19 protein-coding genes are annotated in these 22125 nt (G+C 54.2%); 10 read left to right on the forward strand and 9 right to left on the reverse strand.

Annotated features, from left to right (window positions below; genetic code table 11):
* A partial coding sequence (locus KBY68_RS09170; RefSeq protein ID WP_255096895.1) for a hypothetical protein occupies positions 1-2724 on the forward strand: 2724 nt, incomplete at its 5' end.
* A gap of 40 nt (positions 2725-2764) precedes the next feature.
* A complete protein-coding gene (locus KBY68_RS09175) occupies positions 2765-3721 on the forward strand; it encodes a vitamin K epoxide reductase family protein (protein WP_255096896.1) in 957 nt (318 codons plus the stop codon).
* Between the two features lie 10 nt (positions 3722-3731).
* On the opposite strand, the gene nadB is transcribed toward KBY68_RS09175, so the two are convergent.
* From nadB to KBY68_RS09190, 3 genes are all read right to left on the reverse strand, one after another.
* Positions 3732-5342, reverse strand: a complete 1611-nt coding sequence (nadB, locus tag KBY68_RS09180) for an L-aspartate oxidase (RefSeq protein ID WP_255096897.1) — start codon at positions 5340-5342, stop codon at positions 3732-3734.
* Between the two features lie 53 nt (positions 5343-5395).
* Positions 5396-5779, reverse strand: a complete 384-nt coding sequence (gene psbU / locus KBY68_RS09185; RefSeq protein ID WP_106500568.1) for a photosystem II complex extrinsic protein PsbU — start codon at positions 5777-5779, stop codon at positions 5396-5398.
* Positions 5780-5863: 84 nt separating this feature from the next.
* Positions 5864-6604, reverse strand: coding sequence for a DUF3120 domain-containing protein (locus KBY68_RS09190; RefSeq protein WP_255096899.1), 741 nt, complete (start codon positions 6602-6604; stop codon positions 5864-5866).
* 75 nt (positions 6605-6679) lie between these two features.
* Here KBY68_RS09190 and KBY68_RS09195 point away from each other — a divergent pair, with 75 nt between their 5' ends.
* From KBY68_RS09195 to KBY68_RS09215, 5 genes are read left to right on the forward strand one after another with little or no spacing between them, the layout of a single operon-like run.
* Positions 6680-7540, forward strand: a complete 861-nt coding sequence (locus tag KBY68_RS09195; RefSeq protein WP_255096900.1) for an undecaprenyl-diphosphate phosphatase — start codon at positions 6680-6682, stop codon at positions 7538-7540.
* Between the two features lie 18 nt (positions 7541-7558).
* On the forward strand, positions 7559-8929 hold the full coding sequence (locus tag KBY68_RS09200; RefSeq protein WP_255096901.1) for a TIGR03279 family radical SAM protein: 1371 nt from the start codon (positions 7559-7561) through the stop codon (positions 8927-8929).
* 51 nt (positions 8930-8980) lie between these two features.
* Complete coding sequence (locus KBY68_RS09205) at positions 8981-10648, forward strand: TolC family protein (protein ID WP_255096903.1); 1668 nt, start codon at positions 8981-8983, stop codon at positions 10646-10648.
* Positions 10649-10659: 11 nt separating this feature from the next.
* Positions 10660-12051 (forward strand): BCD family MFS transporter, encoded by a 1392-nt coding sequence (locus KBY68_RS09210; RefSeq protein WP_255096905.1) that lies wholly within the window; start codon positions 10660-10662, stop codon positions 12049-12051.
* Entirely contained in the window at positions 12044-12859 is an 816-nt protein-coding gene (locus tag KBY68_RS09215) for an inositol monophosphatase family protein (RefSeq protein ID WP_255096906.1), read from the forward strand. Before KBY68_RS09210 ends, KBY68_RS09215 begins: the two co-directional genes overlap by 8 nt.
* Before the next feature lie 20 nt (positions 12860-12879).
* Here KBY68_RS09215 and obgE read toward each other — a convergent pair whose 3' ends face one another.
* Positions 12880-13878 (reverse strand): GTPase ObgE, encoded by a 999-nt coding sequence (gene obgE, locus KBY68_RS09220; RefSeq protein ID WP_255096908.1) that lies wholly within the window; start codon positions 13876-13878, stop codon positions 12880-12882.
* Positions 13879-13927: 49 nt separating this feature from the next.
* Between obgE and KBY68_RS09225 the strand changes: the two genes are divergently transcribed.
* Positions 13928-15097 (forward strand): ABC transporter ATP-binding protein, encoded by a 1170-nt coding sequence (locus tag KBY68_RS09225; protein ID WP_288918447.1) that lies wholly within the window; start codon positions 13928-13930, stop codon positions 15095-15097.
* On the opposite strand, the gene KBY68_RS09230 is transcribed toward KBY68_RS09225, so the two are convergent.
* The 3 genes from KBY68_RS09230 to KBY68_RS09240 are packed head-to-tail and all read right to left on the reverse strand — an operon-like array spanning position 15080 to position 18745.
* On the reverse strand, positions 15080-15985 hold the full coding sequence (locus tag KBY68_RS09230; RefSeq protein WP_106500136.1) for a cation diffusion facilitator family transporter: 906 nt from the start codon (positions 15983-15985) through the stop codon (positions 15080-15082). The genes KBY68_RS09225 and KBY68_RS09230 overlap by 18 nt on opposite strands.
* Complete coding sequence (locus KBY68_RS09235) at positions 15961-18372, reverse strand: endonuclease MutS2 (protein WP_255096909.1); 2412 nt, start codon at positions 18370-18372, stop codon at positions 15961-15963. The genes KBY68_RS09230 and KBY68_RS09235 overlap by 25 nt, the downstream gene beginning before the upstream one ends.
* A complete protein-coding gene (locus KBY68_RS09240) occupies positions 18356-18745 on the reverse strand; it encodes a VOC family protein (protein WP_106500134.1) in 390 nt (129 codons plus the stop codon). The genes KBY68_RS09235 and KBY68_RS09240 overlap by 17 nt, the downstream gene beginning before the upstream one ends.
* A gap of 44 nt (positions 18746-18789) precedes the next feature.
* Here KBY68_RS09240 and KBY68_RS09245 point away from each other — a divergent pair, with 44 nt between their 5' ends.
* Together KBY68_RS09245 and KBY68_RS09250 are read left to right on the forward strand one after the other, a co-directional pair.
* A complete protein-coding gene (locus KBY68_RS09245) occupies positions 18790-20088 on the forward strand; it encodes an NHLP bacteriocin system secretion protein (protein ID WP_255096910.1) in 1299 nt (432 codons plus the stop codon).
* On the forward strand, positions 20088-20279 hold the full coding sequence (locus tag KBY68_RS09250) for a hypothetical protein (protein WP_106500133.1): 192 nt from the start codon (positions 20088-20090) through the stop codon (positions 20277-20279). The genes KBY68_RS09245 and KBY68_RS09250 overlap by 1 nt, the downstream gene beginning before the upstream one ends.
* Here the strand turns inward: KBY68_RS09250 and KBY68_RS09255 are convergent.
* Complete coding sequence (locus KBY68_RS09255) at positions 20233-21918, reverse strand: TolC family protein (RefSeq protein ID WP_255096911.1); 1686 nt, start codon at positions 21916-21918, stop codon at positions 20233-20235. The genes KBY68_RS09250 and KBY68_RS09255 overlap by 47 nt on opposite strands.
* Positions 21915-22121 (reverse strand): hypothetical protein, encoded by a 207-nt coding sequence (locus KBY68_RS09260; RefSeq protein WP_106500131.1) that lies wholly within the window; start codon positions 22119-22121, stop codon positions 21915-21917. The genes KBY68_RS09255 and KBY68_RS09260 overlap by 4 nt, the downstream gene beginning before the upstream one ends.
* Positions 22122-22125: the final 4 nt, after the last annotated feature.

A 22125-nucleotide genomic window follows, 5' to 3' on the forward strand; every position in this document is an offset into this window, starting at 1 on the left:
CTTGTTGCAGCTAATAGCAGTGCTGAATTGCCCTTGAAAGTTACCCTGCTGGCACCACTTCCTCACCATGCTGCAGCTGATGATAATTACAGCGAAGCATTAGCTTCCGGAGATTATAACGGTGCTATTAAAATTACTGGGGTTCCATTACGTGCAATGGCAAGCAATGGGCAGGTGGCTGAAGCAACTTCTAGCATTGTTGTTCTTGATGATATGCCAGCTGAGTTGCAATTAATTGGCGGCACAAATACCTATTTTGGTTCCACTATTCCCCTCATTGGTTCTTTTCTTGTTCAACCCGGAGCCGATCAGGGATCTCACACTGTTGAATTTGCTGCCAATGGTAGTTCCATATCGCTTAATAATTCGCTACCTGCTGGCTTTTTAGATATTCAAGGCTTTGGCCGTTTTGATGTTTTTGTTGATTTTGCTACGGGCAAAGGCATCTGGTCTTTTATTGCTAATGCCCCAGATGGATCTGCCGGCAATTTGGATTTTCATGTTGCTGTTAAAGATGCCGATGGCGATCAAAGATCTGCTTTCCATTCGATTGTAATCTCCAAGCCCGCCAGCATTGATTTAGGAGCAAGTGGTGGACAACTGGTACTCAATGAGGATGCATTAGCCATACCTTTTGTGGGGCCAGATTCTCCTTATACACCCACTTTCAGTAACACCATCGCAACAGGTGCCGGTATCACAATAAAAATCAATCTCAATTCTGATTCAGTTACTGGGATACGTTTCGATTCCTCAAGGCTCACTTCCATCCAGGCTAATGCGCCTGGATTAACTTTCCAGCTAACTAATCAAGCCACAACATTGCAGGTTTGGCAATCTAGTAATGCAGCTGTAGCGGCGCCGATTCAAGTGGCTGAAATTAATTTGGGAGCAATTGATTTAACTACAGATCCCCTTGTTCCCAGTGTTCCAATTTCAGCCACGTTGCTAAGTAATTTAATTACCCATTCCAGCACTCAAGCGGATAACAAATATTCAGCATTGGATTTTGCTAATCTTCCAATTGTTCTCGAGCGTGTTCAATCCGAATTGCCATCTGTAACTGAAGTTATTAAATTACGAATTTATGATGATGTTCCTCGGGTGGGGATAGCTGATCCCTACGCAGATTCAGGTGAAGAAGTTCAAATCATTGCCCTTAATGGTGAGAGCTTTGCTGATACTGATACCGTTACTCGCACAGCCCCTGGCGGCCAGGTGCAGGGCACCTGGGGTGCTTTAGCAACTAATAATGAAGCGCGATCATCAATAGCAGGTCTTGGCCTTGATTCGGCTTTAGGCGCCGATGGCCTTGCCGCCGGACCCGCGCTTGAAGGAATTAAAACTTGGCAATTGTGGGTTGATCTTAACCTTGATGGAAACGAATCCACAGATGAACTGTTTACGCCTACCTCCGCTGCAGCCCTTGATGGCACGGGCCCAAACAGTGGTTTGGCAATTCGAGATTCTAATGGGAAAGCTTTTGGTAGGTTTAAATTTTGGGATAGTCAAGCTTCTAAATCAGCTGGATGGGCTTTTAAGGCAGATGCTGGCGCCACATCTGGCAAGTTGAAATTTCGCCTGCAAGTTAGTGATGTTGATGGCGATTTAGATAGCCACCTACATAGCATTGAAGTTGCAGATAGCCCAACCCAGGTGGGGCAACATCCAACCGTAAATCTTTATTTGTTGTTGGATAATTCCACTTCGATGAAAGGTGCCGACCCTGCCACAGCAGCCGCTAGCAATCAAACACGCCTTGAAACTCAAAATCGCTCTGCCTTTATTGCCCTGCAGCAGGCGGCAGCTCTTGCTGGCTATGGATATTACACCGGCTCTAATTCTCCCTTCTTTAATTTTGATGATTCATCGATAAATAATGTGTTGCTAAATAGTAGCGATCTCATCGCTAACTCTTTGGCTTCTTATCAGCTGGCAGACAACCCTTCCGATGGCATCTTGGCTGGCAAGATTAATGTTCATGTTATAAAATATGGATATATTGTTGAGTACCAGAAAACTGAGATAACAACAACATCTGTTGATGAGGGCATATCTATAGCTCAGCAGGTGCTGCTCACTAAAACGCCTGATCAACTCTATGGAAACAGCATCGCCTCAAATCCAAACTGGATCGCCCGTGGCTTGCCCGCCCCAAGCGAGCTTGATTACTACCAGGGGCCAAATACGCTTGCTTCTAATCTTTATGCCGGCACTGAAATCCTAGGAGCCCTCACTGGTTTAAATAATTTGCTCCAGGCACAATTGCAATCAACTGCGCCAGGTTCATTAGATACAACGCTTGTTGCCATGAGTACCGATGGCCGCCCCGAACGCCGTTATTGGTGGGACAACCGGCCGGAGCGGGGCTCCACCGGCATCGCAGTTGCTTTGCCTGCGGAGTTGGGTGGTGATCGAATTCTCTCCTCTGGGCGTTTATACGATCAATCGGGTAATTCAAGGGTTACTCCCACGGCCGCTGGCGTGGATCAATGGAGCCTCACCCAACTGGCAATGAACAGAAGCCTTGATTCCCTAGCCGCCAAACTGGCATCACCTTCTGATCAGTTGCAGGTTTCTGCCCTTGGCACTGGCGATGGCTCCTTGGCCCGTTTCCCCCAGATCTACGCAGATTTGCTTGGCGCGCAAACCTTTGATAACAGCAACAGCACCTGGGTGTATCAATGGAGCGGCAGTAGCAGCCTCCCCCCTTTCAAGGGGTAGGCGTTCAATGCCAAACTATCAAAATCAGCTAGTCAGCCCTTTGACAACCACTCGCCAGCGCCCAGAGACCGTATTGCACCGTTGGGTGAGGCCAGTGATGGGGGCCCTTGCCACCATCGGCGCCATCGACACCGCATCAATCAGCCTTTCCAGCTGGGGTGTAATTGGTGAACTCAGCTGCCCCGGTGCTGCTGGCGGTTGCAACAAGGTGCTGAATAGCGCCTGGGGCACAGTGGCGGGCCAACCGCTTGCCCTGTTTGGCTTTTTTGCCTATGCCTCCCTTGTGTTGCTATGCCTTTTGCCCTTGATCCCGGCCCTGCAGCAATGGTTAAGTAGCCAATCGATATCAACTAAGGCTGGCCTTGGCGCCCGCCGCAGTGGCCGTAATCCAGATTTGTTTTGGCACCTAGGCTTTTTTATCAGCCTGGCAATGGCGGTGTTTAGCCTTGTATTAGTGGGCTTAATGCTGTTTAAAATCCAAGCAATTTGCGCATTTTGTTTTTTATCTGCAGCACTTAGTATTGCCCTTTTGCTTTTTCATTATTTCGGTAGGGAATGGCAGGATGTTGGCCAGTTGATATTTCGCTCGGTAATTGGCGCTCTATTAGTTGCGTTGATCTCATTGGCCTGGGCCGCTGCTGCCGATAGGCCTGCTGTTTTAACCGAAAAAGGTGTTCCCCCAGTGGTAATTAAGCAGAGCAATCCAGCCAAGATTGCTTTGGCGGAACACCTAACTAATACGGGTGCAACGATGTATTCAGCCTATTGGTGTCCCCATTGCCATGAACAAAAGGAGTTGTTTGGCAAACAAGCCACGGCCAAGCTGAATGTTGTTGAATGCGCTGTGGATGGCAAAAACTCCCAGGCGGCCCTGTGCGAAGCAAAAAAAATTGATGGTTTCCCCAGCTGGGAAATCAATGGCAAGCTTGATTCAGGTGTAAAAAAGCTTAGTCAATTGGCTGATTTAAGCGCCTATAAAGGTGATCGAGCTTTTTAAGGCTTTAGCTTTAATTAATTGCTTCGCCCACAGCAGCAGTGGAAAGCTTTTCGCCTATTCTTTGCAGGCTGTGGCGGCACCAATAGGGCAGAGCGGCGGGGGCATCACGGCGAAAATGACCGCCGCGGCTCTCTTCGCGAAAAGCAGCGGCTTTAAGTAAAAGCAAACTCACTAGATTGCGTTGGCGTTGATCCCATAAAACTTCAAATTGCGTTAGTTGTGCCTCGTTAACATTATGTAATTCACCCTGGGGCTGTTCTAAAATTGGTTTTAAAATCGTTGATAGATTTAATTCCTGCTGAATTGTTGTGGCTATTTTTATAGCTTCTTCCAGGCTGCTGCCCCAGCGCTCCACCCCCGCCACTTGCCAGCAGAGCCGCCGCAGCTTTTCGCTTGCTTGCTGGGCCTTCAGCATTAAAGTTTGCTCACAATTCCAATTCAAGCTGCTCACTTTTTTGTTGAAACTTGGGCCAACAGGGTTGCTCAAGGGGTTGAGCATTCGCAATTGATGGGCCATCACTAAGCATTCGCTCAAGGAATTACTTGCCAAGCGATTTGCCCCATGGATGCCGCTGCTGGCTACTTCGCCAACCGCATATAAACCAGCTATTGAGCAAGCTGCTGCCAGGTTGGTGGCCACACCACCCATCCAGTAGTGGGCCGCTGGTGCCACAGGCAATGGTTGTTGCAGTGGCGCAAGCCCTAGCTCGATGCAGCGCTTCAGAATCATTGGAAACTGTTGCTGCAGCTTTGTTACACCCACCGGTTTGAGATCCAGCCAGAGGCGCTGCTCAGCGCTGCGTTGCATTTCCCGCACCATGGCGCGGCTGAGTTGGTCCCGGGGCAGCATTTCACTGGCCCCAAGCGGTTTTCTATCGCTTTTCAACAGTTGAGCCCCCTCCCCCCGCAATGCCTCTGAAAGCAGGAAATGGGGTGCCCCGGGATGCATTAAGGCCGTGGGATGAAATTGCACAAATTCCAGATCCCGCAGCACTGCCCCGGCCTCCCAGGCCATTGCCACCCCATCACCGCGGGCGCTGGCTGGATTTGTTGTGTTGGCAAATAGGTGGCCACCACCACCGGTGGCCAGCACCACAGCCCCCGCCTGCAGCCAACCGAGCTGGCCGCCATAGATCAGCTGGAGCCCACAGCATTTGCCTGCTTTTAGCCAAAGTTGTGTGGCAAGCCCCCCCTGCAGGCAGCAAACATTGGCCTGGGCTTTCAGCCGTTGCTCCAGCAGCTCCACCAGGGCTAGGCCCGTTTGGTCTTGGGCATGGAGCACCCGCCTTCTGCTGTGGGCCGCCTCCAGGGTGGTGCTCAATTCGCTGCCATCACGGTCTAGTTGCAGGCCAAGTTGCAACAGCCGCTCAACGCAACCAGGCGCCTCTTTTACCAATAAATCCACCGCTGCCGGTTCCCCTAGGCCTGCACCGGCCCGTAGGGTGTCGGCCCGATGCAGGCTTGGGCTGTCGTCTGAACGCACCGCAGCGGCAAGTCCCCCTTGGGCCCAGCGGCTGGCGGAGCGGGGCTCCCCATCGCGGCAAAGCAGTAAAACCTTTAGGGCCTTGGGCAGCTCTAAGGCCGCCATCAAGCCAGCTGCTCCGCCCCCAACCACAACCACATCCCAAACGATTGGGAAGGGATCAGTATCTGGGGGGTAGGTAGATGAAGCGATCAGCGGTATTGCCCGTCGTTGATGCGATCAAACCCTTCATTTAGGGCGATTTCAGGTTGGGTAACAGTGAAATTAGAGCGATATTTCTCGAATAATTCCTTTTGGCGTTCGCTCAGATCAAGCTTGAGCACATCATCAACATCTGTGTAGGGGCCTCCCACAACGATCTTGCCGGCAAGGGTGGGATACATGCCTGGGAATTGCTGGAAGCGACGCACTGAGGAGTTGTTTAGATCCACCTTGCCCTGGGCCTGGGCGATTTTGTCGTCGGCCAGATTGCGCAGTTCGTCTGCTTGGGCCAGTTGGGGCTGCAGGCCCAAAAGGCAACTAAATAGCAAAACGCTGCAGAGCAGGGTGGCAAGCCAACGGTTGAGCCTGGTCATGCGGGGCCGTAGCAGGTCTAAACAGCAACGTTACAGAAGCCTTTGCAATGCTTAGCCGTTATTGGCCCATCCATTCGCAGTTCTTCAAACCAAGCCGCTGAATTGGGGGCTGAGCAGGGCCAGAAATAGGAAAATTCCATCCACCAACAATGTGGTGGCAAGGCAAGCGGCCACCACTCGGCAGCCTTGGCCCTTAAGCCACAACCAACGGCTAAAACAAAGCATCCCAACGGCAAAAGTTGCCACCACCAGCAAGTGGCTGGGTTGCAGCACTAGGGCCGCCGCCTCCGCAAGCAACTGCTGGGCTGCTGCTGGTTCTGCTTCTAAAACCTGCGGCCATAGGGGCATAACACCGCATAGGGCCATGGCCGCATCGGTGCAGGCAGTGCCGAGCAATGCTCCTAAATAAAATTGTCCAGCCTGGCGCCAGGGTCCCCAAAGCCCAGCCACGGCTATGGGCAGCGCAAAGGCTTCCACCGGTAGATGCCAGAGGGGATGGAGTCTGAGCCAACCCCAAAACACACAACCAGCCAGCCAGCTGCCACTAAATCCAACTAACAAATTGCCCCAAGTGCCCCTTTTGAGGATGCCAATGGCCAGCAACAGCAAAGTGAAAATTGAAGCCAAGGCCGGCTGGTGGCGCACCAATGGTGCCTGCAGGAACACCGGCAAACACACCAGCAGTGCGGCCAACAGTGGCGCTGAGATTTGATTTTTTAGTGGTAACTGAAACTGCTGGGGCAGCCAAAGAATTTCAGTTGGAGCGGCCGGCTGCACCTGATTCAAGGTTGCGGTGCCGGAACGCGCCAAAGGAATTGTGAACAAAGGTTCATAACCTTAAAGCCAAAAGCCCACAAACTGCCGTGAGCCGTAAGGTGCCGCTGCGCAAACTTCTTAAATGTGAACCCCGCAACCCCCTTAACCCTGTTGGAGGCCTGTTGGCGCACCTTGGTGCTGGGGGTAGTGCAAGGCCTCACGGAATTTTTACCGATCAGCAGCACCGCCCACCTCAAGGTGGTGCCGGTGCTGTTGGGCTGGGGTGACCCCGGTGTGGCCGTAACAGCAGTGATTCAACTTGGCAGCATCATTGCGGTGATCGCCTATTTCCGCAGCGATTTAAGCCAGGTTTTTAAAGGCATCGCCAGGGCCCTGCGGGGTGGTGATTGGGGCCACAAAGATGCCCGTTTGGGGGTGGCGATTGCCTTGGGCACGGTGCCGATTGTTTTGGCGGGTTTGGCAATCAAATTGTTTTGGCCCGGCTATGAGGCATCACCCCTGCGCAGCCTTGCCTCGATTGGCATTGTGTCGATTGTGATGGCCCTGTTGCTGGCCTTGGCCGAACGGATCGGCCAGAGGCGCCTGCAGTTGCCAGGTGTGAAACCAGGGGATGGTTTGGTGGTGGGTTTAGCCCAGGCCCTGGCGATCATTCCAGGCGTGTCCCGTTCCGGCAGCACCCTCACGGCAGCATTGCTCAGCGGCTGGGAGCGCTCCGATGCGGCCCGCTTTTCTTTCCTGCTTGGGATTCCGGCCATCACCCTGGCCGGCTTAGTGGAATTAAAGGATGCCCTCAAGGCAGGAGCCACCTATGCCCCACTGCCTTTGCTAATTGGAATTTGTTCGGCAGCTTTGGTTTCTTGGTTGGCGATCGCCTGGTTGCTGGAGTTTTTAAAAACCAACAGCACCTGGCCTTTTGTGGTGTATCGCTTGTTATTTGGTGCCCTTTTGCTTGGTTTGGTGGCGGGAAACCCCACACTGGGTTAGTTCGCTGGGTTTAAAGCCGTGTGGCTGGAGCCAAGTTCTGGTATTCCCCTCAATAGCAACCCTGGGGCAGCCACGCCCCAACCTGCTGTGGTGGCAAGTGTTGAACCCGGATCGATCGGCGCTGAACTCGGCTTCCAAGCCGGTGATCGCTTGATTGCCATCAATGGCATGCGCCCCAGGGATTTGATTGATCTGCAGATGCTTTGCGGCGAGGAGGAACTGCTGCTGGAGGTGGAAGACCCCAGCGGTGAAATCCATCGCCTTGAAATCGAAAAAGATGCCGATGATGGCCTAGGCCTTGGTTTTACAGAAGCCCTATTTGATGGTTTACGGCAATGTAATAACCATTGCCCCTTTTGTTTTATTGATCAACAACCCCCAGGCCGCCGCCATAGCTTGTATCTAAAAGACGACGATTACCGGCTTAGTTTTCTCTACGGTTCCTACCTAACCCTCACCAACCTCACCGCTGCAGATTGGCAAAGAATTGAAGAGCAGCGCCTGTCGCCCCTTTATGTGTCTGTGCATGCCACAGAACCAGCCCTGCGCAGCCGCCTATTGCAAAACGAAAGGGCTGGTTTGTTGTTGGAACAATTGGAATGGTTTCAAAAAAGGCAACTGCAAATTCACGCCCAGGTGGTGGTGTGCCCAGGAATTAATGATGGCGAAGCCCTAATCGCCAGCTTGAACGATCTTGCTGGTTTTGGCGCCGGTGATTGGCCGGCGGTGTTATCTGTTGCAGTGGTGCCAGTGGGTTTAACCCGCTTTCGCCCTGATGGCGATGGCTTAATACCCGTGGATCGGCCCTCAGCCTTGCAAACGATCGCGGCCGTGGAGGCGCTGCAGGCGGGTTTTAAAAAACGCTTTGGTAACCCTTGGGCCTGGTTATCGGATGAGTGGTATTTGATGGCTGGCTTACCCCTGCCGCCGCGGGCTAGCTATGCCGATTTTCCCCAGCAGGAAAATGGTGTGGGAAGCATTCGCGCCTTCCTTGAGGAGCTTGATCAAGCTACCAAAGCACTACCCAAAAGTTTGGCAACACCAAAGCGGATCAGCTGGGTGGTGGGCCGTTTGGTGGGGGAAGCGCTGCTGCCGGTGGTGGAGCGCCTCAAGAAAGTGGCTGGCCTCGATCTGCAATTGCAGCCATTGCCGAGTCCCTACTGGGGCTGCGATCAGGTGGTAACGGGTTTGCTCACCGGCTCCGATCTGTTGGAGGGGCTAGCCGATCGCGATTTGGGTGAGCTTTTGCTGCTGCCGGCGGTGCTGTTGCGCCAGGGGGATGCGGTTTTTCTTGATGATTTGAGGCTCGAGCAGGTGGAAAAAAAGCTTGGCGTGCCGATTTGTGTGGTGGGGGGTGCAGCTGAAGTCGTGGCTGCTTGCCTGCGTTAAAGGCTCAAAACAACCTAAATTCTCTGAACAGATAATTTCTGGAAGGTGAAGGTGGCTAGACGCATGCGCAGCTTGATGCTGGCCCTCGTCTTGGCCGCCGGGCCAACGGCTGCTTGGGCCAATGATTCCCTTGATCCAAGCCCTGAGCAATTGCCCAATGCCATCAAGGTGAAGGGTCCCCGGCCCAAATCAAACCCTGATGCCCTGCCACCAGCCGCCACTAGCTTGCCATCTGATTTAAATAATCTTGCGGCCCCTGCCCCCCTGGCCTTACCCACCAACCCAGCCCAGGTGCGAATAGTTGATTACCGGCCCTTGAGGCTCAGGGAAGTGGAAAGATTAATTGAAGTAAACAGTCCCCAATTAAAAGCAATTGCCTCCCAGGTTGAACAGGCTAAATCCAATTTAAGGGCTCAAATTTCCGCCTGGTATCCAACTTTGAATTTGAGTACGGATGGTTTCCCTTCCCGTAGTTTTGCAAGCCGCACCCAGAATTACGGTAGTGAGGCAATCACACCTAACAATCCCTACGATGCAAATGCCTATAAAACTCAAACCCAAATTTATGGAGCTGGCGCTGCCCTTAAATTCAATTGGGATTTGATTAATCCCCAGCGGGTTCCCCAGATTGCTGCCGCCAGGGACCAGTTTGAAAAGGCTAAAAATCAATATCTAATTACTCTGCGCGAATTGCGCCTGCAGGCAGCAACTTCTTACTTCAATTTACAAAATTCAGATGATCAGGTGCGGATTGGTAAATCTGCGGTGCAATCCTCCTCTGTTAATTTGCGCGATGCCAGGGCGCGCCTCCAGGCGGGTGTGGCCACCAAGCTTGATGTGATGGAGGCCGAAACCCAGCTGGCCCGTGATCAACAAAAACTCACCGAGGGTTTATTGCAGCAGTCTTTAGCCCGCAGAGACCTAGCCCGTTTGCTTGATCTTCCCCAAAACACAACGCCCACTGCCGCTGATCCATCTACCCTGCTGGGGGTGTGGCAACCATCCTTGCAAGAGAGCATTGTGGCGGCCTATGCCTTCCGCGAGGAGCTCAGCAATTTGATCCTTGATGTTTCTATTGCCAACTCCAACGCCAATAGTGCTCTTGGCAATGTTCAACCATTTTTAAGTATTTTCAGCACATCAGGTTGGGATAAAACCTTTGGTCAATCAAACGTTTCCGGGCCAGCCAATATGGGAATAGTAGTTGAGCAGCTTTATCAAGATATTGGTTTAAATCTTAAATGGAATTTATTTGATGGCGGTAAATCAGCAGCCCAGGCCCGCCAACAGCGCCAGTTGGCAACTGAAAATACCTATAAATTTTCCACTCAAAGGGATGCAATTCGCTATGAAGTTGAGCAGGCCTATTTTTCTCTGCAGGCTCAAATCCGCAATTTAATCACCACATCAAGGCAAGTTCTATCCACCCGCGAATCCCTGCGCCTGGCCCGTTTGCGCTTCCAAGCTGGGGTTGGCACCCAACGCAATGTTGTTGATAGCCAGCGGGATGCCACCACCGCAGAGGTTGACTATTCCAACGCAATTGGTAGATACAACACCAACGTGGCCCAATTACAGCGGCGCACCGGCCTTGATCGGGTGCTGCGCTGCACCCCAGCCCAATTACCCACTAAGCCCACAAGGGATCCAATCACACAAGTACCTGTTATTCCAGTGCCCACCAATTCCCCTTGCCTAATTCAAGCGGCACCCAAATAGCCTCGAAAATCTTGCCCTCTTCCCGCTTGCTGTTTTTAGCCCTCAGGCTTGGTTTATTTCAGGCCTGTTTAGGTGCCCTGGCAGTGCTCACCCTGGGGATATTTAATCGTTTATTGATTGATGATTTCCAGGTGCCGGCTGTGTTAACGGCCCTTGCCTTGGGTTGCCAGCAATTGGTTGCTTTTACGCGGGTGTGGTTTGGCAAGCGCTCTGATCAGTGCCGGCTCGGTGGTTTACGCCGCACCCCGTTCATCCTTGGCGGTGCAGCAGCTTTTTGCCTTTTGTTTTGGCTTGCCGGCAGCACAGTGCTGTGGGTGGCGGCCGCAGCCCAGGCAGGCGATAGCGCCGCGGTGCTAACGCGCTCGCTTGTGCTGGCCTTGGTTTTTCTGCTCTATGGCACAGCTATCTCAGCCAGTTCCACCCCCTTTGCTGCCCTTTTGGTTGATGTCACCAATGAACGGGAACGGCCCGCCCTGGTGTCGGTGGTGTGGTCGATGCTCACGGTTGGCATTGTTGTGGGTGCAATTTTTGCCAGTCGCTTTTTAGGTAGTGCCTGCGCCAGCACCGATTTAAGCCTGGTGATCTCCGCAGTTCGCGAGCTCACGGTAGTAGCGCCAATTGTTATTTTTGGCTTGATTTTAGTTGCGGTAATCGGGGTTGAACCCTCGCTTACCAATGGCCCAAAACCAGCAACTGCCATCTCACGCAAGATCCAAGAGTTGGGTTTTAGTGATTCGATTAAATTGCTGCGGGCCGACCCACAAGTGGCCTATTTCTTTTGTGTGCTGTGTTTATTTACCTTCAGCTTATTTCTGCAGGAAGCCGTACTTGAGCCCTATGGCGGCGCCGTTTTCAACATGACCGTATGTGATACCACCAGGCTAAATGCCCTCTGGGGCATGGGTACTTTGGTGGGTATTGCCAGCACCGGGTTTCTCCTGGTGCCAAGGCTTGGCCCCCAACGCACCGCCCTTATCGGTGGGGTTGTTTCGGCTGTTTTTCTAGTGGCAATTGCAGCCTCTGGCCTGTTGCAATCGGTGCCACTTTTTAAATTTGCCCTTGTTCTATTTGGCTACGGAGCAGGCGTTGGCACAAATGCTTGCCTCACCTTGATGCTTGGCCTCACCTCCCCCCAATTGGCGGGCACCTTTATCGGCTTGTGGGGATTAGCCCAGGCCTATGCCCGTGGATTTGCAACAGTTGCTGGCGGTGGATTACTTAGTTTGTTTGGCGGTTTCTTTGGCAATCAAAACAGCTACGGCGCCTATGCCAGTGTGTTCCTGCTGCAGGCCTTTGGCTTGTTGCTGGCGGGCATCCTGCTTTTACGAGTTGACACCGCCTTATTCCAGCAAAGGGTGCAACGGGCCCTTGGCGATTTACTTGCCCTAGACCTTGATGCCTGAGCTGCACCCCTCGCCCCAAAACACTTTCCCTGTTGATCACCAGTGGCAAGCCCTATTTGAATTGGTTGATCTGGTGGCTGATCGCCAGCGGGAGGATTTCGGCCAGATCAGCAGTGCTCTTAAAGCCGATGGCAGCCTCGTTACCGCCTGTGATCAATGGAGTGACAGCACCTTGGCCGCTGGCCTTGCTCGTATTTATCCCGGCGATGGCCTTTTGAGTGAAGAAGGCAGCACTGTGGTGCCTGCGGAAGATTGTTACTGGGTGGTGGATCCCCTTGATGGCACTACAAATTTCTCCGTGGGTTTGCCGATTTGGGCAATTTCCATGGCCCGTTTTGCTGGCGGTCAGCCCGTGGCGGCAATTTTGGATGTGCCGCCCTTGCGTCAACGCTTTGTTGCCATCAAGGGCAAGGGGGTGTGGCGCGATGGGGTTTCCCTGGCTAGCCCCGGCGGACCACGCCACGGCTGTAGTTGCGCCAGCCTTTGCACCCGTTCAATCAAGGTTTTAGGCAGCCTTAAGCAACCATTTCCAGCTAAAACCCGCATGCTTGGTGTGGCAAGCCTCAATCTGCTTGGGGTTGGTTTAGGCACGATGCTCGCGGCCTTGGAAGCCACCCCCAAGGTGTGGGACATCGCTGCGGTGTGGCTGATGCTGCAGGAATTGCAGTGCCCCCTGCGCTCAATGGCAGCACCGCCTTTCCCTTTAACCAAGGGATCTGCAGAAGCTGATGCCAGTTATCCAACGCTGGCGGCCTGTAATCAAGAGCAATTGGAGCGATTCATGCCCTGGGCCAATCAGTTGGTTTGATTAATCAATCAATTTCCCAGTTAGGGATTTTCAATGCCAAGCTCTAGCCACACCGCCTGCAGCAAGCTGGTGAGGCCATATCCAGTGGCGGCTGAAATCAAGGCAACCTTTTGTTGTAGAGCTGTTTCCAGGTTTGTTTGGATTTCTTTTTGCTGTTCCGCATCTATTAATTCGCTTTTACTTAGCACTGTGATCCTGGGCCGCTCCGGTAACCCATGGCCATAGGCTTGTAATTCATTTAATAGTGTAATTGCATCAGCTTGGGGATCACTGGTTGAGCAATCAACTAAATGAATCAATAACTTTGTGCGTTCGATGTGCCGTAGGAAATCATGGCCCAGCCCAGCCCCCCTGGCCGCCCCTGCAATTAAGCCAGGGATATCGGCAAATACTGTGCCATCGCCACTGGGACGGCGCACCACGCCAAGGTTTGGCACCAGCGTAGTGAAGGGGTAATCGGCAATTTTTGGCCTGGCACTTGATAACACTGAAATAAGGGTACTTTTGCCGGCATTTGGCATGCCCACTAAACCCACTTCAGCTAAAAGTTTTAGTTCTAATTGCAATTCTCTTTGCTCGCCCTCTTTGCCCTCTGTGAACTTCTCCGGGGCCCGGTTGCGGTTGCTCAGGTAATGGGCATTGCCCAGCCCCCCCTTGCCACCCTTGGCGATTATCAGTTTTTCCCCCTCATCCACCAAATCGCCAAGCAACATGCCGCTTGGTAACTCACGCACTTCAGTGCCGCAGGGCACTTTGATCTCAAGGTCGTTTGCACTGGCTCCGGTGGATTTGTTCGGCCCTCCCCTGCGGCCATCATTTGCTTCAAACAAACGTTTGTATTTGAAATCAAGCAGGGTTTGCAGATTGCTATCCGCCACCATCACCACATCACCACCCCAGCCGCCATCACCGCCTGAGGGCCCCCCGGCTGGCACATATTTCTCCCGGCGAAAAGCAGCGATGCCATCGCCCCCCCGGCCGGCCTTAACGGCGATCTTGGCCTGGTCGATGAACTGCAAAATGCCTTAGCCAATCCCCCATTAAAGTTGAACATCTCGCCCTGCCCATTTGGCTGAGGTTGAATTTCAAAACCTGCGCAAGCAATATCCCCCCCGCCGTGGTGCTGCTGCGGTTGAGGTTTTACGTGGAATTGATTTACAGATTAAAGACGGTGAATTTTTAGTACTTGTGGGCCCCTCCGGTTGCGGCAAGAGCACCTTGTTGCGCCTGTTGGCCGGTTTGGAAACCCCAAGCGCAGGGGAGGTGTTGGTGGGCGGGCGCACCGTAACTAACCTGCCCCCTTCCCGCAGGGACGTGGCAATGGTGTTTCAGAGCTATGCCCTTTATCCCCACCTATCGGTGGCGCAAAACATTGCCTTTGGGCTAAGGCGCAGCGGTCACCGTGGTTGGCAGCAACAGCTGCGGGATTGGTTGGCCCGCAACACTGCATTTGTACATTCGCCCAGGGAGCAAGCCATCACAAAGCAGGTGCAGCACGTGGCGGAAATGCTCAACCTCGGCCCATTGCTGGATCGCTTACCAAAAGAATTATCTGGTGGTCAAAAGCAAAGGGTGGCGCTTGGTAGGGCGATTGCCCGGGAACCGGCTGTGTTTTTGATGGATGAACCGCTCAGCAATCTGGATGCAAAATTGCGGGGTGACACCCGGCGCCAAATCGTTGATTTGCAGCGGTCCCTTGGGGTTACCACCGTGTATGTAACCCATGATCAAGTGGAAGCGATGACCATGGGCCATCGCATTGCCGTTCTCAATGGCGGCTGTTTGCAACAGCTCGGCACCCCCATGGAGTTGTATCAAAAACCTGCAAATTTATTTGTGGCTCAATTCATTGGCTCACCGCCCATGAACCTGCTCAAGGTTGAAGTGGTTTCAGCAGAGCAGGTGCTCTTGGGGGGGCGCCGCATAACCCTGGAGCCAGCGGCGGCCGGATTGCTGCATAACCATTTAGGGAAACAGCTTACGGCTGGTTTACGCCCGGAAAAATTGCGGCTTGCCCCTGCCACAAACCGCAATCTGCCAGCGGAGGTGGAACAGATTGAAGCCCTAGGTAATGAAGTGCTGGTGGCGGCGGTGCTTCAGGAAAGTGGCGAAAAAGTGCAGTTCAGGGCCCTGCCGGCGGCGGCTTTGCAATTGGGGCAAGTGATTCACCTGGAGGTGGATGCCAGCGGCTGGAGCTTGTTTGATGCAGATGGGCTTGCCCTAGGGCAGGTTCTCTAGTTGCAGGGTTGAGTGGGCGATGCCGAGTTCAGCCAGGGCTTGCTTGGCCTGGTGGATTAATTCCATATCGTTAACGGCTTGGGGATTCCTGAGTAGATGGGCGGTGAGGGCGGTTTGCGATGTGCTCATGCCCCAAACATGGATGTGATGCACGTTCACCACCCCAGGTAGGGATGCCAGGGTAGTTTCAACTGCTTCCATATTTATGCCTGGGGGCACCCCATCTAGGGCAACTACCACGGATTGACGCAGCAGTTTCCAACCGGTCCAGGCCACTGCCAAGCCAACCAAGATGCCGGTGAAGGGATCCAACCAATGGATGCCGGTGAATTGAACCAAAAGGGCACTCACAAGAACCGCTGCGCTAACGGCGGCATCGGTTAACAGATGGAATACTGCGGCTTTTTTATTTAAGTCGTGGCCGTGGTTATGGCCAAATAAGCGGGCGGAGCCAAGATTTACAAGGATGCCGATGAAGGCGGCCACCGCCACCGGGCCCGCTGTAACTTCCACCGGTTTTGCTAAGCGCTGGAGCCCCTCCACAATCACCACAGCGGAGGCCATCAAGATCAGTGCCGCATTGGCCATGGCGGCCAGCTGGGTACTGCGGCCAAAGCCATAGGTGAATTGTTTGCTGGCGGGCCTTGCACTTAATTGTTCGGCGCCCCAACCGAGCAACAAACCAGCCACATCGCCGAGGTTATGCAAGGCATCACCGATCAGGGCAAGGGAGCCAAAGCCGATGCCAATGGCTAACTGCAACCCTGAAAGGCCACTGTTTAGGAGCACGCTCCAGCGGAAAGCGGCGGGATTGCCATCCCGATGTTCGTGTTGGATTTCGTGGGGATGAGCCAATGGTGGGGTTAACGCAGCCAAACAACGCTGCATCCTGGTCCGCCTTCATCTTGGTTGGCATCACAAACTTTGTCCACGTAATTGAGCCCCTCCAGCCAGCTGCGTAGGCCACGCTTTAAGCGACCGGTGCCAACGCCATGCACCACCCAAAGGGTGCCGCGGCATCGGCGCAGGTGTTCTTCCACCACTGCTTCCGCCTCATGCACCCGCATGCCGCGCACATCAACGCTGTTGTTGCTGGTGCGCGGGCTGCTGCTGGCAGCGTTTGATTTAACAACTGTTGCTGGAGTTGCAGCTGGAGCTGGAGGTGGTGCCACTGGTTTTTCACCGTGCAAACCTTCGATGCCATCAAGGGGCACCGTGAGTCGCAACACACCGCAGCGCAATTGCAGGCTGTTGCCGCCATCGCCAATGGCCAGCACCTCAGCTGCTTTACCAAGGCTTAGTAAGCGCACTCGATCACCCACCTGGGGCAGCCAGCCCTTTACTGGTGGGGGGGCGATTTGGCCGCGGTGAGCCGCTTCTAAAACTTTCAACCTCTGGCCCGCTTGGCGGGCATCCTCTCCGCCGGCATCACCACGGCGCAGCCGTTTAATTAATTGCCGCACCTCTTTTTGGCCTTCGCGAATCGATCCCACCAGTTGGTCGCGGGCCAGGCCCTGTTGCTCGATTTTGATTTGTTGTTGTTGCTGCCAGCGTTGTTGCAGTTCCTCGTGCAACAGTTCTGCCCGCATCAAAAGGGCGGCTGCTTCTTCAGCGGCCTCCTGTTGCCTTTGCCTTTGCTCTTCAAGACCAAAGATAACGCTATTAACTGAGCTGGCACCTTGGTTTTCCAGCATGGTTTCAGCTGCCTGCAGCACCGGCTCAGGCAAGCCCAATCGCCTTGCTACCGCTAGGGCGTTGCTTCTCCCCGGAATACCCCAAAGCAACCTGTAGGTGGGCCTAAGGCTGGCTTCATTGAATTCAACCGAGGCATTTTCAAAGCGGGGGTCGTTGTATTTGAGCGCCTTTAATTCACCGAAATGAGTGGTGGCAACCGATAACTGCACCGTTGCCGCCAGCTGTTGCAGTAGGGCGGTGGCTAAGGCACTGCCTTCACTGGGATCGGTGCCAGCGCCCACCTCATCTAGCAGCACTAGGGCCGGAGCTAGGCCACCGTTAGCTGCCGATTGCAGATTGGTGATAGCAGTAAGGATTCTGGCAATGCGTTTCACATGGCCGCTGAAGGTGGAAAGGTTTTGCTGAAGCGATTGTTCATCGCCGATATCAGCTAATACCGCTGCACACCAGGGCAATTTTGCAGTGCCTTGGCAGGGTAAAAACAGCCCCGCCCTAGCCATCAGTGTTGCTAGGCCAAGGCTTTTAAGCGTTACGGTTTTTCCGCCGGTGTTGGGGCCTGTGATGGCAACCACCCGCAAATTGGGCTCGATCTGCAAACTCACCGGCACCACAGGCGCACCCCCCTCCTGCCGCTCCTGCCACACCAGTAGGGGATGACGTAATTCCAATAGCTGCCAATGCTGGCTGCCAAGTTCTGGTTTCACCGCCCCAAGCCAGGCGCTGTAGCGGGCTCTTGCAAGGGCGAGATCCAACCGGGCCAGGCAGTTTTGAAGGGCCGCGAGGCCATCGGCTTCAGCCCCCACCGCTTTGCTGAGGTTTAGCAACACGCGCCGCTCCTCCTGCCGTTCTTGCCCTTCCAGCTCGGCGATGCGATTGCCAAGGGCCACCACCGCTTGGGGTTCAATAAATAGGGTGCTGCCGGAGGCAGAGCTGTCGTGCACCTGGCCCTGGATTTGACCAACGGCGCTGGCCTTCACGGCGAGCACTGGTCTGTTGTGGCGTTGGGAAACCACGTTGTCTTGCAATTGAGCTGCCCAGCGGCGGATTAATTCCTGGAGGCGCCGCTGCCGCTCGAGCCGTTGGGCTGCCAATTGACGCCGCAGGGCTTCTAGGGCTGAACTGGCGCGGTCCGCCACGCGACCGCCCTCCTCTAGGGCAAAACGCAACTGTTGTTCCAATTCCGGCAGGGTGCGCAAGCCCACCAGCAATGCGGTGCTAACTGGCCTGAGCAGGGGATCATCGATTTGACGCCGCAGGCGCCTGGCGGCAGCAAGGGTGTTTGCTAACTGCAGTAGGGCTTCACCATCGCTGCAGCCGCCTTTGAGGCATAACTGCACGGTGTCAGTTGTGTCTGCAACGCCAACAAAACTGAGTCCACCCTCTAAAAGGCCGTCTAGGCCAAGTATTTCAGCGGTTTCCTCCAGGCGCCGCCGCGCCTCTTCAAGGTTGGGGGCAAGGGGGATGGCCTCGCATAATTTCTGCCCCAATACGCTGCCGGCGAATTGGGCCAATTGTTGGCCGAGCCTGCCCCACTCCAGTAATTGGAGTGCTTCTGCTTCGATATCAAGCGTGCTTGGCATCCCTTTCCAGGTTGCTGGGGATGCCACCGGGGGGCTCGTAGAGCATTTCGAGCCAGTTGCCTTCCGGGTCTTGGAGGTAGAAGCTGGCGGTGCCATCGCGATGGTCATGGATCGGCCCACAGCTATGGCCTGCCGATTGCAGTTCTGCGTGCAGGGAATTCAATTCGGGGCGATCTTCAAAATGAAAAGCAAAATGGGGCCCAGCTGCTTTGTAGCTGGGCCCTAGTAGGGCTAAGCCGTCGGCGCCTGCCATCAGGTAGGCCCAGTCGGGGGCATCCCACACCAAACGCATCCCTAATTGTTGGTAAAAGTGCTTAGCCCTAGCCATGTCAGCCACTCGAATGGCCACATGGCCCAGCCTTTCCACTCCCATGGCAATGATGCGATTACTCCCATTGTTGAGGCCAATGGTGCCTAGTGGTGATTCCAGGCAAACTGCAAGTTAAGTGGCCTGCTTTTTTGGTGTTTGATGCCCCTGGCTATCGCCCTGTGGCGCTTTCCCTCACTGGGATGGCAGCCCTAACTGCCGCTTGGGTGCTGCTCTGGCCTGTGCCCACGGAAGTTGTTGGCCGTGGGGTGTTAACCGTGCCAGGTGATGCCACCTTGCTGGATGCCAGGGCAGCCGGCCAGATCCTTGATTTATTCATGGAGCAAGGTCAATTGGTGCGAAGGGGGCAACCGCTGCTGAGGATCTATCTACCTGCCTTGGAGCAGGAATTGCAGCGTCAAAACCGTGATTTAGCAGAGCTGATTGCGATCAACGCAAACCTCAACCGCCGGGATAGCAGCCGCTTAAGGGCAGCCCAAAACCTTAAAAACACCGCCCTGGTGAAGTTGCAAAGCGATGCTGCCAATTTGCGCCAGTTGAAAACTACTTACGACCAAAAACTTGCCGATTATCGCTACCTAGCTGCCCGGGAGGTGGTTGCACCATTAGCTGCTCCTGTAGTGAGCACAGAGGATCGCTCCACCCAATTAGCAGTAAATATTGCTGATTTGCGCATTCAGGAGCGGGCTGCCCAGGATCAATATCAAAAGATCAAACTTGAGATCGATAGTGAACAGCAGCAGCGCGATTACCGCATCAACGATTTGCGCCGCACGATTCGAGTAACCCAGCAACGGCTTGCTTTTGAAGGCACCCTAAAAGCAAATAGGGATGGCAGGGTTTTGGATGTGCAGGTGGTGCGCGGTCAAACGGTGAAGGCCGGCCAAAGGCTCGGCACGCTCCAGGGCCTACGGCCCCTGCCCCTGCGGGCGGTGGCTTATTTCTCCCCCGCCGATGCCAGGCGTTTGCGGCGGGGCTTGCCTTTGGAATTAGTGCCTGATTGGCAGCAGCGGGGCCGCTTTGGCGGCGTAGAAGCGGAGGTTGAAAGGGTGAATTTGCTGCCTGCCACTGAGGAAGACGTGAATACAACCCTTGGTAATCCCCAGTTGGCCCGGGAATTGGTGAAGGATGGCCCCGTAATGCGGGCTGAATTGTTGTTGAGTCGCAACCCTGCCACAAAAGATGGCTACCGCTGGACCCTTTCCGCCGGCAGCAGGGTGTTTCCGCTTAGGGAAGGGCTTACCCTCACGGCCCATAGTTATGTGGAATGGCGGCCGCCGATTAGTTATTTAGTGCCGGTGTTGCGCAATCTCACCGGTAGCTATCGCACCCTGCGGCAATTGCGTTGGGATCGTTCAAATCTGCGTCAAAATCCAGAGGAACTCTGATGAATTGGTTCCACACACCATTGCGGCGGGAATTGCCTTGGTTGGCGTTAGCTGCTGTGCTTTTGGTGGTGCTGCTCCATGCCAACGCACCGGAGTTGTGGTTTTGGTTTGTATTGCTGGTTTTGTTATTAATTTGGCGTGGGATTAATTGTTGGTGGCAAGCGAATCAAGTTGATTCAGGGGAGGGCTAAGTTCCCGCAGCAAGCGGGCATAGCTGAGGTTTGCCTGGGTAATTGCTTCTGCTTTTGCTTCCATGGCCACAGTTAATTGCCGCAGGCTGTCGCTCACATCGCTGTAATCGGCAAGGCCCACCCCATAGCGGGCCCTGGCATCCCGCAGGGCTTCCCTGGCGGCGCGGTAGCCATACCGAGCAGCCACTACTTGCGCTAAAGAAGCTTCGTAGTAAAAAAATGCGCTTTCCAATTCTTGGCGAATGCGATTGCGTTCCCTTGCGCTGGCAAGGCTCAACCGTTCAGCTGCGGCGCGGCTGGCGGCCACCTGGCCGCTGGTTACACCACCATCAAAAAGCCGCCAATTGAATCGCAAGCCTGCGGCCCAATCTGCCTGTTGGTTTTGCACTACTGGGATGTGGGTGGCAGCGCAACAACCCTGAAGTTTTACGCCAAAGTTGCTGATGTTGTTTTGGCCGTAGCCCCCTTCCGCAAATAGACCCAGGTTTGGCAGCAGCTGGGCAGCTTGACTATCGGCTTGGCGCAAAAGGGCATCCCGCGCCGCTTTTAGGGCTAGCAACTGGGGATTTTGATAGAAGCCCTGCACCAGGGTGTTTTCGAGGCTGAGGGGCCAGGGGGGTTGCAGATTGATGGGCCCGGCGGCGCTGATGGTGGTGTTGAAGGCAACGTTGAGCAGGTTGGAAAGTTCCCGCTGGCTGCTGCGGCGATCAGCCATTGCTTGCAACAGGCGTCGTTTGCCCTCCTGGCTACGGGCTTCGATGCGGTATTGATCAAGCCGGGGCACTAGGCCTGCCTGCTTAAGGGCCTTTACCTGGCTTTGGATCACCAGGTCGTTTGCGAGCACCGCTTCGCGAATTCGCACCAACTGTTGAGCTAGTTGCAATCTGTAAAAGCTGCTGCTCACCGCTAATTGGGTGGCCCGCAGTTGATCGCCATAGCGAGCAATCGCTTCTTGGCGTTGGGCTTGCCTTGCCGCCAGGGTGGGACCACGGCTGAGATCTAAAAGGTTGTAATCAAGCCGTAGGCCAGCCGAAATATCAGCAAAACCAGTGGTGAGTGCATTCCAGCCATCGCTTGTAACTCGAAAGCTGGCACTGGGGGCATAGGTTTTGATGCTGCTGCCATTTGCTTGGCTAACGCTGCTGTATTCGGGATAAAGCGAAAAGTTGTTTTGAGGAGCGAAATTATATTGGCTTTGTTGGCTGTAACCACCTCGGGCCCGAAAGCCGATGGTTGGTGCAAATAAACCCTTGGCACTTTGCACATACCCTTGGCTTTCGTTTATTTGGGCTTGGCGTTCCTTTAGGGCTAAATCATTTATCAAAGCCAGTTCTTGTGCTTGGGCCAGGGTGAGGTGCAATTCCTGGCGAATCGTTAGTGCATCGGCTTGATTTGGAATGGCTGAATTGGCTGGCGCTAATAAACTGCCAGACGGGGCATCAGTTAAGGAGGCAAGGCTGGTTTCTTTGCTGTTTGGTATTTCGCCAAGGGCCCTATCTAGCTGGCCTAATTCCAGCTCTAGCTGCCCTAGTTGACGCAATAGGGCAGCAGAAGCTTCAGGAGCTTTTGCTTGTATTTGCGCTAATGGCCCCACCATTGCCAAGCCAAGGCTTGCCGCCACCAGGATGGCTGCGGTCACTTTTGATCCTCAGCTGAGCGCAGGTTGTGTAAACCCAAGCTGGTGCGAGCTAAGCAGCCGATGCTGAAGCAAATCAGGCCGCTGCCCAGCAGCCCCCAATGCACTTTGCTGCGCTGGTCAGCCAATTTCACAACCGCCAGCAACACCACAAGGGCCGCTACCCAGGGGAGGCTCACAAGTAAACGCAGCACCTGGCGGTTCATGGCA

Source organism: Synechococcus lacustris Maggiore-St4-Slac (assembly GCF_024345595.1).
GTDB classification, from domain to species: domain Bacteria; phylum Cyanobacteriota; class Cyanobacteriia; order PCC-6307; family Cyanobiaceae; genus Synechococcus_D; species Synechococcus_D lacustris.